At 46.4% G+C, this 17,284-nt stretch carries 20 protein-coding genes; 18 read left to right on the plus strand and 2 right to left on the minus strand.

Annotation, left to right across the window (positions count from 1 at the left end; translation table 11 throughout):
- Window positions 1-3 precede the first annotated feature (3 nt).
- The 3 genes from CLV59_RS14485 to CLV59_RS14495 all read left to right on the plus strand — a co-directional run bounded on the left by CLV59_RS14485 (window position 4) and on the right by CLV59_RS14495 (window position 1,489).
- Entirely contained in the window at window positions 4-387 is a 384-nt protein-coding gene (locus CLV59_RS14485) for an acyl-CoA thioesterase (RefSeq protein WP_111592754.1), read from the plus strand.
- A 115-nt stretch (window positions 388-502) separates the two neighbouring features.
- Window positions 503-802: a GNAT family N-acetyltransferase gene (locus CLV59_RS14490; RefSeq protein ID WP_111592755.1), complete on the plus strand. Its 300-nt coding sequence runs from the start codon at window positions 503-505 to the stop codon at window positions 800-802.
- 105 nt (window positions 803-907) lie between these two features.
- Window positions 908-1,489 (plus strand): PhnA domain-containing protein, encoded by a 582-nt coding sequence (locus CLV59_RS14495; protein ID WP_111592756.1) that lies wholly within the window; start codon window positions 908-910, stop codon window positions 1,487-1,489.
- A 186-nt stretch (window positions 1,490-1,675) separates the two neighbouring features.
- On the opposite strand, the gene CLV59_RS14500 is transcribed toward CLV59_RS14495, so the two are convergent.
- Window positions 1,676-3,067 (minus strand): MFS transporter, encoded by a 1,392-nt coding sequence (locus tag CLV59_RS14500; protein WP_111592757.1) that lies wholly within the window; start codon window positions 3,065-3,067, stop codon window positions 1,676-1,678.
- 93 nt (window positions 3,068-3,160) lie between these two features.
- Between CLV59_RS14500 and CLV59_RS14505 the strand changes: the two genes are divergently transcribed.
- Both CLV59_RS14505 and CLV59_RS14510 read left to right on the plus strand, forming a co-directional pair.
- Entirely contained in the window at window positions 3,161-3,532 is a 372-nt protein-coding gene (locus CLV59_RS14505; RefSeq protein ID WP_111592758.1) for a winged helix-turn-helix transcriptional regulator, read from the plus strand.
- A 49-nt stretch (window positions 3,533-3,581) separates the two neighbouring features.
- On the plus strand, window positions 3,582-4,244 hold the full coding sequence (locus CLV59_RS14510) for an NAD-dependent epimerase/dehydratase family protein (RefSeq protein ID WP_111592759.1): 663 nt from the start codon (window positions 3,582-3,584) through the stop codon (window positions 4,242-4,244).
- Between the two features lie 55 nt (window positions 4,245-4,299).
- On the opposite strand, the gene budA is transcribed toward CLV59_RS14510, so the two are convergent.
- Window positions 4,300-5,082 (minus strand): acetolactate decarboxylase, encoded by a 783-nt coding sequence (gene budA / locus CLV59_RS14515; protein ID WP_111592760.1) that lies wholly within the window; start codon window positions 5,080-5,082, stop codon window positions 4,300-4,302.
- 102 nt (window positions 5,083-5,184) lie between these two features.
- On the opposite strand from budA, the gene CLV59_RS14520 reads away from it, so the two are divergent.
- From CLV59_RS14520 to CLV59_RS14580, 13 genes are all read left to right on the plus strand, one after another.
- Window positions 5,185-5,676: a GNAT family N-acetyltransferase gene (locus CLV59_RS14520; RefSeq protein WP_111592761.1), complete on the plus strand. Its 492-nt coding sequence runs from the start codon at window positions 5,185-5,187 to the stop codon at window positions 5,674-5,676.
- A 10-nt stretch (window positions 5,677-5,686) separates the two neighbouring features.
- Entirely contained in the window at window positions 5,687-6,157 is a 471-nt protein-coding gene (locus tag CLV59_RS14525; protein WP_111592762.1) for a MarR family winged helix-turn-helix transcriptional regulator, read from the plus strand.
- A 164-nt stretch (window positions 6,158-6,321) separates the two neighbouring features.
- Window positions 6,322-6,720 carry an HYC_CC_PP family protein gene (locus tag CLV59_RS14530; RefSeq protein WP_111592763.1) on the plus strand — a complete coding sequence of 133 codons (399 nt, stop codon included), beginning with the start codon at window positions 6,322-6,324 and terminating at the stop codon, window positions 6,718-6,720.
- A gap of 150 nt (window positions 6,721-6,870) precedes the next feature.
- Window positions 6,871-8,160, plus strand: a complete 1,290-nt coding sequence (locus tag CLV59_RS29305; RefSeq protein ID WP_111592764.1) for an efflux RND transporter permease subunit — start codon at window positions 6,871-6,873, stop codon at window positions 8,158-8,160.
- A 2-nt stretch (window positions 8,161-8,162) separates the two neighbouring features.
- Window positions 8,163-10,097, plus strand: a complete 1,935-nt coding sequence (locus tag CLV59_RS29310) for an efflux RND transporter permease subunit (protein ID WP_211323862.1) — start codon at window positions 8,163-8,165, stop codon at window positions 10,095-10,097.
- Complete coding sequence (locus CLV59_RS14545; RefSeq protein WP_111592765.1) at window positions 10,081-11,334, plus strand: TolC family protein; 1,254 nt, start codon at window positions 10,081-10,083, stop codon at window positions 11,332-11,334. Before CLV59_RS29310 ends, CLV59_RS14545 begins: the two co-directional genes overlap by 17 nt.
- Window positions 11,312-12,505 (plus strand): efflux RND transporter periplasmic adaptor subunit, encoded by a 1,194-nt coding sequence (locus CLV59_RS14550; protein ID WP_111592766.1) that lies wholly within the window; start codon window positions 11,312-11,314, stop codon window positions 12,503-12,505. The genes CLV59_RS14545 and CLV59_RS14550 overlap by 23 nt, the downstream gene beginning before the upstream one ends.
- A 2-nt stretch (window positions 12,506-12,507) precedes the next feature.
- Window positions 12,508-13,704, plus strand: a complete 1,197-nt coding sequence (locus CLV59_RS14555) for an efflux RND transporter periplasmic adaptor subunit (RefSeq protein ID WP_111592767.1) — start codon at window positions 12,508-12,510, stop codon at window positions 13,702-13,704.
- A gap of 16 nt (window positions 13,705-13,720) precedes the next feature.
- Entirely contained in the window at window positions 13,721-14,260 is a 540-nt protein-coding gene (locus CLV59_RS14560) for a DUF3347 domain-containing protein (RefSeq protein ID WP_170137762.1), read from the plus strand.
- A 22-nt stretch (window positions 14,261-14,282) separates the two neighbouring features.
- Entirely contained in the window at window positions 14,283-14,849 is a 567-nt protein-coding gene (locus tag CLV59_RS14565; RefSeq protein WP_111592769.1) for a DUF3347 domain-containing protein, read from the plus strand.
- A 66-nt stretch (window positions 14,850-14,915) separates the two neighbouring features.
- Window positions 14,916-15,365, plus strand: a complete 450-nt coding sequence (locus CLV59_RS14570; protein WP_245950871.1) for a heme-binding domain-containing protein — start codon at window positions 14,916-14,918, stop codon at window positions 15,363-15,365.
- Between the two features lie 109 nt (window positions 15,366-15,474).
- Window positions 15,475-16,383, plus strand: coding sequence for an SHOCT domain-containing protein (locus tag CLV59_RS14575; RefSeq protein ID WP_111592770.1), 909 nt, complete (start codon window positions 15,475-15,477; stop codon window positions 16,381-16,383).
- 111 nt (window positions 16,384-16,494) lie between these two features.
- Window positions 16,495-17,283, plus strand: coding sequence for a sulfite exporter TauE/SafE family protein (locus CLV59_RS14580; protein WP_111592771.1), 789 nt, complete (start codon window positions 16,495-16,497; stop codon window positions 17,281-17,283).
- Window position 17,284: the final 1 nt, after the last annotated feature.

The raw sequence follows: 17,284 nt of genomic DNA on the forward strand, positions 1-17,284 counted from the left end.
AAGATGACTATAGAAGAACGCATACAGGCCTCGGAGACACATATCTTCAAAGCAATATTTCCTGATAGTACCAATCACTATGATACTATGTTTGGCGGCACCGCCATGTATCTCATGGATGAAGTAGCCTTTATCACTGCTACACGATTCACACGGAAGAAAGTGGTAACCGTGTCTTCCGACAGGATTGATTTTACCAAACCTATTCCCGCAGGAACCATTGTGGAACTGATAGGAAGAGTATCAAAAGTGGGTAATACCAGTATGAAAGTGAGTGTCGAGATTTATATAGAAGAAATGTATTCCGACTACCGGGAACTGGCCATCTCAGGGACGTTTACCTTTGTTGCCATAGATGATAACAAGCGTCCTGTTTGCGTACTATAGCTATCCACCTTGTAATTGATAAAATCCCGGCGTCCAGGCGTCGGGATTTATCGTTTTCTTAACAACAACCATCAGTGGCTATGTGTTATTTTTATGGGAGACAAATAGTGCTATTATGGAAAGTGAAGATTACAAGGTGTTCAACAATACAAAGGAACAGCAACTGGAGATTCAGGGTCCTGAAGAAAAGGCTACTTTGAGTTATCGCTTCTATAAGCATAACATTGCCTTCATGCATACAACTGTGCCATCCTCTATGAGCGGGCATGGCGTAGGCGGCATATTGGCCCGGGCGGCGTTTGACTATGCCAAATCCTTACATAAGCCAGTAATGGTATATTGCCCATTTGTGGCCAGTTTCCTCGAAAAACATCCGGAATTCAGATCTCAGCTGGATAAAACTTATCATGCCTGAGCGGATGTCATCTCCCGATATTATCTTTCCAGATCTACCGCTGTAGTGGCGGAAGCATGCTTTAAAAAAATTGTATCTTTGCGGCCATTTTTACATTGAATTGATATGAAACTGGAAGCAATTTTACAACAACGCAGCAATAATACCTGCGAACTTTGTGCAGCGGATGCAGGACTGAAGATCTATGAAGTACTGCCAGAAACAGGCGCTACAGAAGAATACAGCATTCTCATTTGTGATACCTGTCGTAGCCAGATTGAGAAAAAAGCAGAGCTGAATGCTGCACACTGGAATTGTCTGACCACCTCCATGTGGAGCGAAGTTCCAGGTGTACAAGTCGTTTCCTGGCGTATGCTCAATCGTCTGCGGGATGAGAGCTGGGCGGCAGAACAACTGGAAATGATGTACCTGGATGAAGAAAGACTGGCATGGGCGAAAGCGTCTGGCGATCATGAAAATGATGCCAGCGTAGATCTGCACCGCGATAGTAACGGGCAGGTACTGCAACATGGCGATACCGTCGTGCTCACCAAATCCCTTGATGTAAAAGGCTCTACCCTCAATGCAAAATTGGGAACAGTAGTGAAAAATATTCGCCTGGTAGAAGATAACACCGAACAAATTGAAGGAAAGATCGAAGGCCAGACCATCGTAATCCTGACCAAATACCTCCGCAAGCAAAATTAGTTGCTCGCAAATAGTTGCTCGCAAAGGGCGCAAAGGAAAAACGCAAAGGCGCAAAGAAAATATTAAAAAGATATTTCATTGTGTCTTTGCGTTTTTTATTTCATTGATTCATTCATTATTTTCTTTTCTTTCTTTTTTTCTTTGCGTTCTTATCTTTCTTTGCGCCTTTGCGTGAAACTGTGAAACTCAATCCTCTGGGAGGCAGTACAATAAGACAGATACGATGAGTAGAAAGGCTACATTTAACCAGGTGGCGGTATGATATGCGCTCAGATAGGCTATGGTGGTATGTTGATCGTGGAGAGCCCAGAAGAAAATTCCGCCGGTGATACCGATACCCAGCGCAACTGCTGTCTGCTGAAAGGTAGTGTAGGTGCCAGATGCGGCGCCAGCATATGAGGCCGGAATACTTTTAAGAGAAAGGGTGAGTAATCCCGGAAGTACAGAACCGCATCCCATTCCATACACAAATAGTAATAGATACAGCGATATACCGGGTTGCAGGTCAGCATTGAAAAGCCAGGTATGACCTATCAATGCTGCAGTCATAATCAGTACGCCCACCTGTAATACTTTTTTCCCGAAACGTTTCATTAGTTTGATAGCCAGGAGAGACGCCAGTACATAACCCACACCCTGGTACACAAATAAAAGGCCTGTAAGTCCGGAGCTATAGCCAAGGCCATTTTGCAGCATTACTGTATTGATGAGGAAATAGGAATCCTGTACCATGAAGTAGAAAAGCACTGCCCCCAACGCAATATTGAAATCTCTGAACCGGAACAATTGCAAATTAATGAGTGGTTGTTGGGCATTTTTCCCTTTTTTATACTGATGCCGGATGAAAACGCCCAGTAACAGGAAGGCTGTCAGCAACATGGCGATGGCCCAAAGTGGCCATCCCAGCTCTCTGCCGTGGATGAGTGGATATACCAGGCAGCTTAAAGTGGCTGTCAGCAACAGTACCCCGGAGGTATCGAAATGAGATTCCTGCTGGCGATTTGTATCGGTGAGACGGCGTGTGGCCAGGATGGCAGCCAGTATACCAATAGGCAAATTGATGAGGAAGATCCATCTCCAGCCATCCATCAGCCAGTGGACTTCCGGAATGATGCCACCGAGGAATTGACCAATCACAGAGGCGGTGCCGGCAATGCTGCCATAAATGCCCAATGCTTTGATACGCTCCTCATGAACAGGAAACAAAACATGGATATATGCGATACTCTGCGGTATCATCAGGGCTGCGCTGATACCCTGCAGGAAACGGGCAATATTCAATTGCGTGGCCGTCTGCGCCATGCCGCACAGGCAGGAAGTAAGCGTGAATGCGAGTATACCGGTAATGAATACACGTTTTTTACCGAAGTAATCGCCCATTCTGCCAGCAGTAATGAGAAATGCAGCATAGCCCAGTAGATAAGCGGCAATTACCAGTTGTATGTCCGCCTCTGTACTGTGCAGCCCTGTCTGGATAGAAGGCAACGCCACATTTACAATGAAAATATCGATGACAGCAAGGAATACTGCTGTAGAAACAATGAGTAATGCCCACCATTTAGAGGAAATCCTGCCCATAAAACAATCTTTAGATCTATTCGTTAACTTTAGGATGTCAAAGGTGATGGCTGGCAGCCACACTATCAAGTAGTTTACTGCATAATACTGAGTATGGAAAAAGATACTATTGATGAGAAACAAGCGGTTAGTGATGCGGAGGAAATGCGTATACTGGAAGAAAATAACATTGCATTGACAAAAGCCATGCGTATCATTGGGGGGAAGTGGAAATTATTGCTGTTGAACAGTATCCGGAGAGATTGCCCCGCCCGATTCGGAGAGCTGCGTAAGAAGATGCAGGATATTACCCACGCTACATTGACGGCGCAATTAAAAGAGCTGGAAAGCGATGGTATCATTGAGCGCAAAGCATATCCGGAAGTGCCGCCCCGTGTGGAATATAAACTGACTCCTTTAGGCATTACGCTGGTACCAGTGATAGAGGCCCTCTGCGCATGGGGGGAAGGTTATCCGGACAAATAACTGGCTGTCTGCCTACAATAAAACCCCGAAATAATCGTCATCTTGTCTTATGAAAATAAAAGTTATCATAACAGGCGCCACCGGTATGGTGGGAGAGGGCGTGATGCTCACCTGTCTGGAACACCCTATGGTGGAGCAAGTCTTAATTGTTAACCGCCGGCATTATGACTTCCAGCACCCCAAGCTGAAAGAGGTGATTGTGCCTGATTTTTTCCGACTGGATAGTGTTGTGGCAGATTTACAGGGCTATGATGCCTGTTTCTTCTGTGCAGGCACTAGTTCCGTGGGCATGAATGAAGACAATTACACACGCGCTACCTACGATACCACATTGGCTTTTGCAGATCAGTTGGCACATATCAACGCTGATATGACCTTTGTCTATGTTTCCGGGGCAGGTACGGACGCTACTGGTAAGAGTCGGATGATGTGGGCCCGTGTTAAAGGGAGGACGGAAAATGCCCTACTGGAAAGGCCTTTTAAGAAGGTGTATAATTTCCGGCCTGCTTTTATGAAGGAGGTAGCAGGACAAAAGAATCTAAAAAGTTACTATAAGTTTTTCAGTTGGATGTATCCTGTGCTGAAGCTAGTTTCGCCGGGAATGGTGGCTACGCTGGAACAGGTGGGCACCGCTATGATCAATAGCGTATTAATCGGCTATCCGAAGACGACCCTGGAAGTGAAAGATATCAAACAACTATCTGAAGGATAACAGGATAAATAAAACAGCCCCGCCTTGTTTGGGCAGGGCTGCAAGGTTTTACCAATTAATGTTTACTCCCTTTCTCCACTGCCTTAATATCGTCAGCACGATTTTGATGGAAGTCGAAATGCTGGAAATCGGCATTATCAGGTATTTGCACCGTATACGATTGCAGCTTTTGCCAGGAGATGGTTACCTCTGACAAGGAAAGATCCACGATATGGCCTCCTTGTTGTTGATCTGCGGAGAGGAAATGGAAATGATAGCCTGCAATATTGGTGTTGTCCATATATGGAGGCAGGCGGTAGCCAATGAGGTCGCCGGAGATATCCTGCATTTGAAAGAAGTGTTGTAAAGGCAGCATACTGGCCAGAGTAGGGTAAGGACGTTGATCCACCGGTGGGAAAGCCCTGGTTTTTATCCGTTGGAACTTCCCGCTGATATGAATAGCGTAGAGGTTATTTTGTTGGGGGAGGAGACTATCCAGCAGTTTGAACAGCTCTTCTTTTGAGAGCGTATGATTAATTTTTATGGAAGACACGGGTTTATAGAAATTGACCATTGCAAACGAAGCGCGGTGGCTGTCCGGGAGCCTTACCGTTTTCCCTGAGGCGGTAGTCTGATAGGCGCGTCCTTTAAAAATTAATAGTTCTCCATCAATTTTATCCGGGGCTCCCAGTCCGAAATCCCCTTTTTTAAGTAGGTTCCCTACAGGGTAAAAACCATCAAAGAGGCCACCCATCAGGCCGGAAGCGATGCCGGCGGTAAAAAGCTGGTTCGGCTCCTTTTGCTGAGCGGAGACCTGAACATACAAACAGATAAAAAGCAATAGCAGCCTTGTTTTCATGGGGATTTATTTTTTGGATGACAAAGATAGAATTCCTTGGCAAAAATTTATTTTTGTATTTATGTAGTTAACTACGTAGTTTTATACATAAATTGTTTAGTTATGACGCCTGAAATAAAAATAGCGCCGGTATACGATGATGCTTCCCCTGCAGTGATCGACCTGATCCTGCCTATTCAGACCATAGAATTCAATGTGAATGTGAGCCTGGAAGATCAGCCGGATCTGATTGAAATCAATAGTAATTACCATGCCGGGGGCGGAGGTTTCTGGGGGATATTTGTAGATGAGGAGCTGGTAGGAACAATTGCGTTGATTAACACCGGGCATAAAGCGGGAGCTATCCGTAAGATGTTTGTGAAGAAGGAATTCAGAGGAGGAGAATTAAGGCTGGCACAGCGGCTCCTGGATCACCTGATTGCTTATTGCAGGGAAGTTGGAATGACGGATTTATATTTGGGAACAGTAGCGCAGTTGAAGGCCGCGCATCGGTTTTATGAACGCAATGGCTTTCAAAAGATTGCAATGTCGGATCTTCCGCCGTATTTTCCCCGGATGAATGCAGACACGATATTTTATCATCTGCCTATTTAAAGATAAAAATATGAGTAATGTAATTGATGCTTCGGGCATCCTGGCTATTTCCACCCGCCTGCAACGCCTGGCGGACCAGTTGCGGAAAGATGGACAGTTGATTTATAAAGCCCATGGGATTGAATTTGAACCTAAATGGTTCCCGGTGATCTATACCCTGCATCAGAAAGGACAACTCAGTGTGATGGAAATAGCAACGGAGATAGGCTATACGCATCCTTCTACCATCAGCTTACTCAAGGAACTGGAAAAGCAGAAATTAATCCGCTCTAAAAAGGATAAGCAGGATGAGCGTAAGCGGTTGTTATCACTCACGGAAAAAGGAGAGGAGCTGATTCTGCAAATGAAGCCAGTATGGAAAAGAATGCAACAAGCCCTCACCAGCCTGCTGCATACAGAGAATAACCTGATGTCGGCCATTGAGGAGGTAGAGCAGAAAATGGAGAAGAAAGGTTTCTTTGCGAGGGAAAGAGATTTATAGCGGCCTGCTACCTGGAAACAGTTTTAAAGCATAATAAATTGGAGTTCAAATCTCCCCGGCGTTTCCACCGGGGAGTTTTTCGTTTATAGCTTCCCGATAAAATGTAAAACTTTCCCAAAATTATGTAACATTTTTTCTGTGGGTGGCCCTTACTTTTGCCTTCAATGAAGAAAATTTTCGCACTGATACTAGCGGTTCTCTGCCTGGGAACATCCACTGGCGCCACTGTACGCATACATTACTGCGGTGGTAAACTGGCGGATGTACAACTTTGGCCGGATAATAGTAACAAGTGCGCAAAATGTACTCCTGTCGTAAAGAAAAGTTGCAATAAGAAATGTTGCCGCGATGAACATAAAACGGTAAAGCTGGAGAAAGATCAGAAACTGAATGACAACAATATTCAGTTGATACAACTCCCAGCGCTGACAGTGCAGCCGCAATATGCGAGTCTGCCGCCTGTACAGGTTGTTCATCCTGCGAGAGCTTACCCTTCGGCGAATGCGCCACCTTATGAACAGAAGATATCTTCCTATATTCTACATTGTACTTTTCGTATATGATTCCCCGTTATTAACGGCGTACCACTGATAACCCTTTCTGCTTAGTACGCACGTGTCTCCCGACATTTTTACAAGACTTTTCCGAAAACAATACTGTTCTCCGGGCCTGCTATGCGTTTGCATTTGCGTGGCTACCGGTAAAGAATTCATATGGTACACAGCATTATTGAATGGTCGTTAAGAAACCGGTTTATTGTACTGGTCATGACGGCGGCCCTGTTTGTATGGGGTATTTTCGCCGTAAAGAAAAATCCGATAGACGCTATTCCTGATCTCTCTGAGAACCAGGTGATCGTTTTTACGGAATGGATGGGGCGTGGCCCCCAGCTGATTGAAGATCAGATTACCTACCCGCTGGTGACCAACCTGCAGGGACTCCCACATATCAAATATGTTCGCGGCTCCTCTATGTTCGGGATGAGTTTTATTTATGTCATCTTCAATGATGATGTAGATGTATACTGGGCCCGCGAGCGAGTGCTGGAACGTCTGAGCACTGTTTCCCGCTCGCTGCCGGCAGGGGTTACGCCCCAACTGGGCCCTGATGGTACCGGGGTAGGACATATACTCTGGTATACCCTCGACGCACCCAAAATGGACCTGGGCGAGCAACGCGCGTTGCAGGACTGGTACGTGAAATTCGCGCTTCAGAATGTGGAAGGCGTGAGTGAAATCGCTTCCTTCGGAGGATTCCAGAAACAATACCAGATCACCGTTGATCCAAATAAACTCCTGTACTATCGCCTCTCTGCGGCGGATGTCATCAACGCAGTACGCACTAATAATAACGAATCCGGCGGCCGCAAATTTGAAATCAGCGACATAGGCTATATCATCAAAACTTCAGGATACTTGAAGTCGGTGGCAGAAATCGAAAATATCCCTGTTAAAACGCAGAACTCTATACCTATACGCGTGGCCGATGTGGCCACTGTGCAAATGACTGGGGAAACCCGCCTGGGCATCTTTGACCAGGATGGAGAAGGAGAGCGTGTAGGCGGTATCGTAGTCATGCGCTATGGAGAGAATGCGGATGCGGTGATCGAGAAGGTGAAAGAAAAAATGAAAGAGGTAGCGAAAGGTTTTCCGGAAGGTGTAAAATTCGATATCGTATACGACAGAGGGGACCTGATCCGGGAATCTGTCGACTCTATCAAACACACACTGCTGGAGGAAATGATAGTGGTATCTATTGTGGTCATCATCTTCCTCTTTCACTGGCGTAGCGCGCTCAGTATCATCATACAGATCCCTATTACACTGGCGGCCAGTTTTCTGCTGTTAAACGCCTTCGGTATCTCCTCCAATATTATGTCGCTCACCGGTATTGCACTGGCCATTGGAGTGATAGTAGATAATGGCATCATCATGAGTGAAAACGCCTATAAGCACCTGTCTGAAAGGTATGCGCAATGGCAGGATCAACAAAAAAGCAAGTAATTATGAATTGGCTCAGAAAAATATTTCGCAAATCGCCTGAATGGATCAGTGAGGAAGAGCGACTGAAAATAATTGAACAGTCGAGCAAACAAGTATCCAGAGGCGTTTTCTTCGCAACGATCATTATCATTACTTCCTTTCTGCCGGTATTTATGCTGACTGGCCAGGAAGGGAAACTATTTCACCCACTCGCCTATACGAAAACATTTATCATGATCGTGGATGCGCTGCTGGTCATCACCCTGGCGCCGGTGCTCATCTCTTTCTTTATGAAAGGAAAGTTTCGGCCGGATAGTCACAATCCGATAAACAGGTTCCTGGAGCGTATATACGAACCCGTTATCAGAACGGTGTTGAAATGGAGAAAGACGACCATCGCTATAAATGTGATTGCACTGGTAATCACGATCCCGCTGCTGCGTAGCCTGGGAAGCGAGTTTATGCCGCCGTTGGATGAACAGAGCATTCTCTTTATGCCGGTAACGCTGCCGGATGTGTCTAATGCAGAAGCCAAGCGCATCTTACAGGTGCAGGATCGTATAATTAAATCGGTACCGGAAGTAGACAAAGTACTGGGGAAGGCGGGTCGCGCCAGCACGGCTACCGACAATTCTCCTATCAGCATGATTGAAACGATCATTATGCTGAAGCCTAAGACCCAATGGCGTAAAGGAAAAACAAAGAAAGACATCATCAACGAACTGGATGCAAAACTCCAGATACCCGGTGTTGTAAATGGTTGGACACAACCTATTATCAATCGTATCAACATGCTGGCTACGGGTATTCGTACAGACGTTGGCGTTAAAGTTTACGGACAAAACCTGGATACTATCGCAGCCGTTTCTGAGCGCGTGCGCAAAGAACTGGAGGGAACGCCAGGGGTGATGGACTTATACGTGGAACCTGTGACAGGAGGGAAATACCTCAGTATTAATGTCAGAAGAAATGATTTGGCGAGATATGGTCTCTCTGTGGATGATGTGAATCAGACCGTGGAAACTGCATTGGGAGGGGCTCCTGTGGGACAGACGATCGAAGGACGGCAGCGCTTTTCTATCAGTGTGCGACTGGCACAGGAATATCGTAATAGTGTGGAGCATATCCGTCGTATCCCGCTCATGTCGCCGGGAGCGGGCGAAGTGCCACTCTCTGCTGTAGCGGATGTACAGTTTGAAGATGGTCCTCCGATGATTACTTCAGATAATGCTATGCTGCGTGGCGCTGTGCTCTTCAACGTTCGTGGCCGCGATCTGGGAAGTACTGTCCAGGATGCGATTGCCAAAATGAGTAAAGCAAAGGGCGTACTGCCGGCAGGTTATTACCTGGAATGGAGCGGACAGTATGAAAACCTTATCCGCGGACAACGTACCCTCATGTGGATCGCGCCTATTGTACTGGTGATTATTTTCTTCTCCCTGTATTTCGCATTCCATTCTGTAAGAGAAGCTTTCCTGAGTTTGATCACCGTTCCTTTTGCATTGATTGGAGGCGCTTATATGATTTATTTCTGGGGCGTAAACCTCTCTGTGGCCGTGGCAGTAGGCTTTATAGCGCTCTTCGGTATTGCGGTGGAAACGGGTATTGTGATGGTCATCTATCTCAATGATGCCATGCAGCAATTGGTGAAGCTGAAAGGGAATTCGGCAGCAACTATCACCAGAGATGACTTGCGGGAATATGTGATCTATGGCGCCGCCAAACGCCTCCGTCCTAAACTGATGACGGTATGCGTGTCGCTCTTCGGACTGGTGCCTGTATTATGGGCCAGCGGCGTAGGCACCGATGTGATGAAACCTATCGTGCTACCTATGATTGGCGGGGTACTCACTTCTTCCACACATATTCTGCTGGTAACGCCATTAATATTCCTTATGACGAAAGAATTTGAATTACGTAAGCACGGTAAACTCGAAATACATGAAGTACATCATTAAACATATATACTGGCTGGTCCTGCTGGCAGCATCGCCGGCATGGGCACAGCAAGCGCCGGTACTGCGATTGGATACTGTCCTTCAGCGGGTGGACCGAAATAACGTATTGCTGCAGTCCTATCAACTGAAAGCGGAAAGCTACCGCTACAATGCAGATGCTGCCACCGCCTGGATGGCGCCTATGGTAGGTGTGGGCACATTTATGACGCCATATCCTGGGCAGAAAGTAATGGACGACAGGGATAAAGGAAGTCTGATGTTGCAGCTGGAACAGGATATCCCCAACCCAGCCAAGCTACAGGCGAAGAAACAATACATCGCTTCTCAGGGAAATGTGGAACGCGCTACGAGGGAAGTAACGCTCAATGAAATGCGTTATCAGGCGAAACGACTTTACTATGGCTGGTTAGTGGCCAAACAGCGTATAGCCGTGCTCCGGGAGAATGAGAAGATAATGCTGACGATGAAGAAGATCGAAGAAGTGCGTTTCCCTTATAATCAATCACAGCTCAGCGGCGTGTTCCGGGCAGATGCGAAAATTGAAGATAACCGCAATATGATCCGGATGCAGGAAGGAACTATTGCGAAATCCAGGTCATGGCTCAATAGCCTGATGAATGCGCCCGGAAATGAATCCTTTGAGATTGATACCACGCTGCAACCTGTTTTCGTACAGGCGGAATCGTATGATACTGCCGTACTGTCCACTGTAAGAGGCGATGTGTTGAAAATGAATGAGAGCATACGTTCTATGCAATTGAATATAGCCAGTATGCAAAAAGAAAAGAAGCCAGATTTCCGTTTGCGTTTTGATCATATGTCGCCGCTCGGTGATATGATGCCCAAATCCTTTAGTGCGATGGGAATGGTGAGTATACCGATTGCGCCATGGTCTTCCCGCATGTATAAATCAGGCATTAAGGCCATGCAATATGAAATCCAGGCAATGGAGAAGGAGAAGTCGGCCATGCTGCAGGAAACCCAGGGAATGCTGTATGGGATGCAGTATGAAATACAATCTATGCAGCAGCGCATTGGTGCTATGGAAGGGAAAGTGATTCCTGCGTTAAAACAGACGCTGGACGCCAATTTTCTGAATTACCAGGAAAACAAACTGACCCTCAGTGCGGTGATTGATTCCTGGGAGGCGCTTACCATGATGCAAAGTAATGTGCTGGATGAGAAACAGAAACTCTATGAAATGATAGTAGACTATGAGAAACAATTATATCGCTAATATATTAATGGTCGCGACTTTGGGAGGATGTGCCACTAACGTTGCAGAACATACGAAGGAGCATAAAGAAGCGCCGGTGGATAGTATAACTGCTGCGTTGGCGAAGCCTGTCAATGCCCAGGTGGTGGCCACTATTCCTGTTATCAGGGCGCAATCGGGTACCCGTATTGTTACAGCCACCGTAAATGGTGTCATCAATTATGATACCCGTAACCAGACCAGCATTGCCAGCAGAGTAGGAGGACGGGTAGAACGACTGCTGATAAAATATAATTATCAGCCTGTAAGAAAGGGACAGTTGATTATGGAGATATATGCCCCCGATCTGGCGGCGGCCCAGCGGGAGCTGCTGATGGTGGCCAGGGAGCGCCCGGAAATGCTCACAGCTGCAAAGGAAAGATTGCAACTGATGGGTATGGCGTCTCCCCAGATAAACCAGGTATTAGCCAGTGGCAATATCCTGTATAAGGTACCAGTATATGCTAACGGTGACGGCTATATTCTGGAGAAAACGGCGGCCGCTGCTGCTGTTGTTACACCAACTGCTCCAGCCGCTGCCAGCAGCGGAGATGGCATGTCCGGAATGAGTGGCGGATCAGCTGCTGCGCCGGCAGCCACCGCATCTCCCGTGGCAACACCGGTAATGCTGAGAGAAGGACAGTATGTAAGTGCAGGACAGTCACTGTTTACTATATATACAGCAAAGGACCTGGTGGCAGAATTTTCTTTTCCGCCGGCATTGGCTACCACCGTGAAAGTGGGCCAGCAGCTGCTATTCTATCCGGCTGGAGATCAGAATAATATGCAGACTGGAAAAATTGGGTTGATAGAACCGGTGTTTCGGAATGGCCAGAATTTCACAGTGGTGCGGGTCTACATGCAAGGACATGAACAACGGCCAGGCATGTTGCTGATGGCCAGCGTACCAGTAGTGTATACTACAGGTTGGTGGCTGCCTAAAACAGCGGTATGGCAACTGGGAAATGAAATGGTTGTCTTCAAAAAAGAGAAAGGCGTATATGTCCCAACCGTGATCAAAACCGGTGCACAGGCAGATGATCAGATACAGGTCAATACCGATATCAGCGATTGGGAAATAGCTGCTAATGCCGCTTATCTCGTGGATAGTGAAAGTTTTATCAAAACAGTAGGCAAGGATAAACAACCGTAATTATGGAAAGAAAGAATTTTTTAAAAGTCGTTGCATTTACCGCGTTGATGCCTGCTTTCCTGCTGACGGCTTGTAAAGATGGCAACAAACAGCAAACAGGGGAGGTGAAACAAACCTATACCTGTCCCATGCATCCGCAGGTAGTGCAGGACAAACCGGGCATCTGTCCGATTTGTGCAATGGATCTTGTACCATTTGACAAGAACAGCAAAGATGCTTCCCTCACACTGGGAGAGAGTCAGATTACACTGGCAAATATTACCACCATGATTGCAGGAGCCAGTGATTTATCGAGTTATCGGCAGTTGAATGGGCGACTGGTGACGGACCCTGAAGGAACCGCTGTCATCTCCAGCAGGGTGGCAGGCAGAGTAGAAGTATTGTATGTAAAAGAAACGGGGGTGAAAGTAAATAAAGGACAGCCGTTGTATAAGATTTATTCTGAACAACTGGCGGCACTGCAACAGGAATATCTGCTGGCGGCAGCGCAGGTAAAGCAGTTTCCGGAGGATGAGCGATTCCGTCAGATTGAAAAAGCGGCAAGAGGAAAACTGCATCTCTATGATCAATCGGATGCCCAGATCAATCAATTGATACAACAACAAAAAGTGAATCCTTATGTCACCTATCCGGCTACGGTGAGCGGCGTAGTGGCGGAGCTGTCTGTAACAGAAGGACAGTATGTAGCTGAAGGCGGCGCAGTGATGCGGGTAGAATCCTATCATCAGTTATGGGTGGAAGCGGATGTTTATCCCAACGAAGCAGCAAACGTAAAGCCTGGTCAGCAGGTGAAAGTAATGGTAGCAGGACGGGAGCAAACGCCGCATGCAATGACCATACAGTTTATCAATCCGGTATTGCAAAGCGGTCGTCAGTTGATGCAGATCCGCGGTACGGTGAATAATCCTGATAATGAGTGGCAGCCAGGGTTACAAGCTGTGATTTTCTTACCGATGCAAAGCAAAGATGCCGTGCTTAGTTTACCTACAGATGCCGTTATCCGTGATGGAAAGGGTGCGCATATCTGGATAGAGACCGCCAAAGGGAAATTTGAACCGCGTAAAGTGACAACTGGTATAGAGAATGCAGACAAGGTGGAAATCGTGAAAGGACTGGAACCTGGAGAGAAAGTAGTGATCACAGGCGCCTATTTATTGTATTCCGAGTTCGTATTGAAAAAAGGTAATAACCCTGTTTGATAAAAAAAGCATGTATATGAAGAACAGTATTTCTATGATCGTCCTCCTGGCTGCAGTTATGTTGCTGGCCGTCAGTTGCGGGAATAAAGCAGTAACTGCTGAAGTAATAGCAGACAAAAAGCAGGATACAAGCGTTGCTGTCGTACTGAAGGATGATCGGCTGAACGCGATTTATCCGCAATATGTAAAGCTCACAAAAGCGTTGACAGACAACGATGCCGCTGCTGCAAGAATCGCAGCCAATGCCATAGGAGAAGGAGTTGTGAGATTGCAGTTGAAAGAAAGTATGAAGCAGGAAGCAGATAAAATAGTTGCTACCGCAGATATCGAGCTGCAGCGAAAAGCCTTTGCCACACTTAGTAAGGAGTTGATCGCGCTTATTGAACAATCCGGCGTACAGGCGGGAACGTTATACGTAGATTTCTGCCCCATGGCGATGGAAGACAATGGCGCTTCCTGGATCAGTGCCGCCAGGGATATCCGCAATCCCTATTTCGGGGAGAAGATGCTCACTTGTGGCGGTATTAAAAGCACTTTCGCTGTTAACAATAATTAGTCATTCATAAAAAAACCAGTAAATGAAACGCTTATTTTTTGGAGCTATGGCCCTTGCTGCCATTACACTGTATGCTTGTAACAACAATGCCGGCGAGACAGGCGCGACTGCCAGTACGCATGAAGCGCAGCATACAGCGGCAGATACCAAACCTTCCACCCCTATTAAAGCAGTAGTAGATCATTACCTGCATATTAAAAACGGATTATTTGCGGATAATTCTGCAGAAGCGGCCAATGGTGGTAAAGCCATGGCAGAAGCCCTTGCTGCGGTAGATAAATCAGGACTGACAGCCGAACAACAGCAGGTGTTTACCGACAACTTTGAAGACCTGAAGGAACATGCAGAGCATATCGGTAAGAATGAAGGTAATATCGCGCATCAGCGGGAACATTTTGCCGTGATGAGCGAGGATATGTATGCATTGGTGAAATCAATGGGTGCGGGTCGTACCTTGTACCATGATTTCTGTCCGATGTATAATAACAACAAAGGAGCATTGTGGCTGAGTGAAGAGAAAGAGTTGAAAAACCCATATATGGGCGCTAGTATGCCAGGTTGTGGTACGGAGAAAGAAGAACTGAAATAATTATCTTGCAGCAGGCTGATGACCACTCGTCGGCCTGCTGTCTTTTTATCAGTAAAATCAGCTCCCTTGAAAATTTTAAAGAAAATCTTCGGCGTTTTGTTATTGCTCTTGGTGGCGATACAGTTTTTCCGTCCTGTAAAGAACCAGGGTCGTCAGGAATATACGCAGGACTTTTTGCATCAGTACCAGGCGCCTCCGGAAATTAGTGATATGTTGAAGGTAGCTTGTTATGATTGCCATAGTAACAATACCCGTTACCCCTGGTATGCAAATATTCAGCCGGTGGCCTGGTATCTGACAAATCATATCAGGGATGGGAAGAAGGACCTGAATTTTGATGAGTTTGGGAGTTATACGCCGAAACGGCAACAACATAAGCTGGAGGAGATCCAGTCGCAGGTGAAAAAGGGGAAGATGCCGCTGGCTTCTTATACTTTGATTCATGCGGATGCCAGGTTAACTGTTGCGCAGCGGGATACGTTGGTTCATTGGATAGATGGCCTTTTGCAACACTAAGCAGGGATGAAATTATCAAGCTGGCATAATCGTGTCTTCATATAATAATATTATAAATATTATTATTAATTTGCAGATAGATTTTTATGATATTTTAATCCCTGTCCTAATGCAGTTCAATAATTTAAAGCCGACATTTTTTATTTCGCTGGTTTTATTTGGCAGTTTGTTTCTTCCCTGGTTCCTATTCATGGGTATGAGTGCCAATGGCTGGCAGTTGCCAGTAGAAGCGAATCAGGCGAGTTATGCGTTTGTTACAACCGCTCATTTGGGTGAAGATCCGCTGTGGGTGAAATTCCTATATTTATTTTATGTCATCCCTGCGGTGGCGGCTTACAATATGGTAAAGCGATTGCAACGTCGTAAACCGGCCTTGAATGAGTTTTTCCTGGGGTTTGCCTGGGCGGCGTTGGTATTTCTACTGCTGCGTTGGGCGGATATGAAATATAATAACTCCATGGTGGGAAGGTGGAATCGTGGTGCTGATCTAGAGTTATACAAATTTTTATCCATTGGATACTATGTCTATGCTATCACCTGTTTGGTGGGGATGTATTATACCCTGGTTAAGGAAGTAGATGATTACAAGACACTTGAAGAGGAGATGGAGGAGGAATATGGTGGTCTGTACAGCCAGCCGCAGCCGGAGCCACAACCGCAACCACAGCCGCAAACCCAAGCCCAATCATTTAATCAGACATATAACCAAACATATCAGCCGCCTCAAAATCAACCACAAAACCAACCGCAAAATCAAATATTTAACCAGCCATATCAGGCGCCACAAAGCCAGCCGGAAATTCATCCGCATAGTCGTTATATGCCAGAACTGCCAGTAGCTGCTGCCAATGCGACTCCAGTAACTCCTGCGAAGGAGTCGGATCGCGCGGTTATCTATGAGCGGTTGACCCAACTACATGGGCTATACGAAAAAGGTATTCTCGGCCAGGCAGAATATGAGGCGGAAAAAGCCGCATTATTGTCACAGTTGCCTTCACAGTCGGGTACCTCCAAATAAATCTTTCTGCCGGAACGGGTATATGCTTGTTCCGGCTTGTTTTTTCTTATGTAACAATTGTAGCCGACCAGGAGCATTACAGAACGGACCTTTGCAGTAAAATAATTGCAAATGTTAATACTGGGCTACTTGGCGGCGATGTTGATTGGCATATCATTAGGACTCATAGGAGGGGGAGGGTCCATTCTTACGGTGCCTGTACTGGTGTATATTTTCCACCTGGAACCCACGAATGCCACTACTTATTCTCTCTTTATAGTAGGCCTGACCAGCCTGATTGGCGCCATTGGATATCTGAAACGCAAACAGATTAATTTACCGGTGGCCCTGCTCTATGCATCTTCTTCCATATTTACCGTATTAGCTACCAGGCGCTTGCTGCTGCCATTCATTCCCGATCATATTTTCAGCATAGGAGCAGTAAATATCACAAAGTCGATGTTGACCATGCTACTCTTTGCCTTACTGATGATACTGGCCTCCGTGTCTATGATCCGAAATGGCCATGCCACCGTATCAGACGAAAAGGTCGTAAAACCAGACTATTTCCGAACTGCACTATATGGAGTGGCCATTGGCTTTATCACCGGTTTGTTGGGCGCTGGCGGCGGTTTTCTGATTATCCCTGCGTTGATTATGCTGATGAAGATGCCGATGAAAGAGGCGGTAGGTACTTCTCTGCTCATCATTGCCTTGAACTCGCTGCTGGGGTTCGCGGGAGATGTCGCTTTCGTGCATATTGAATGGACATTTTTGATAGCTATCAGTGCGGTGGCTGCCATCGGTATTGTGTTGGGTACCAGGATGAGCAAACGCATAGCAGGAGCGCAACTCAAAAAGGGTTTCGGATGGTTTGTACTCATGATGGGTATTTACATTTTCGCTGCCGAACTGTTATAGT

The organism is Chitinophaga dinghuensis, from assembly GCF_003259435.1.
GTDB classification, from domain to species: domain Bacteria; phylum Bacteroidota; class Bacteroidia; order Chitinophagales; family Chitinophagaceae; genus Chitinophaga; species Chitinophaga dinghuensis.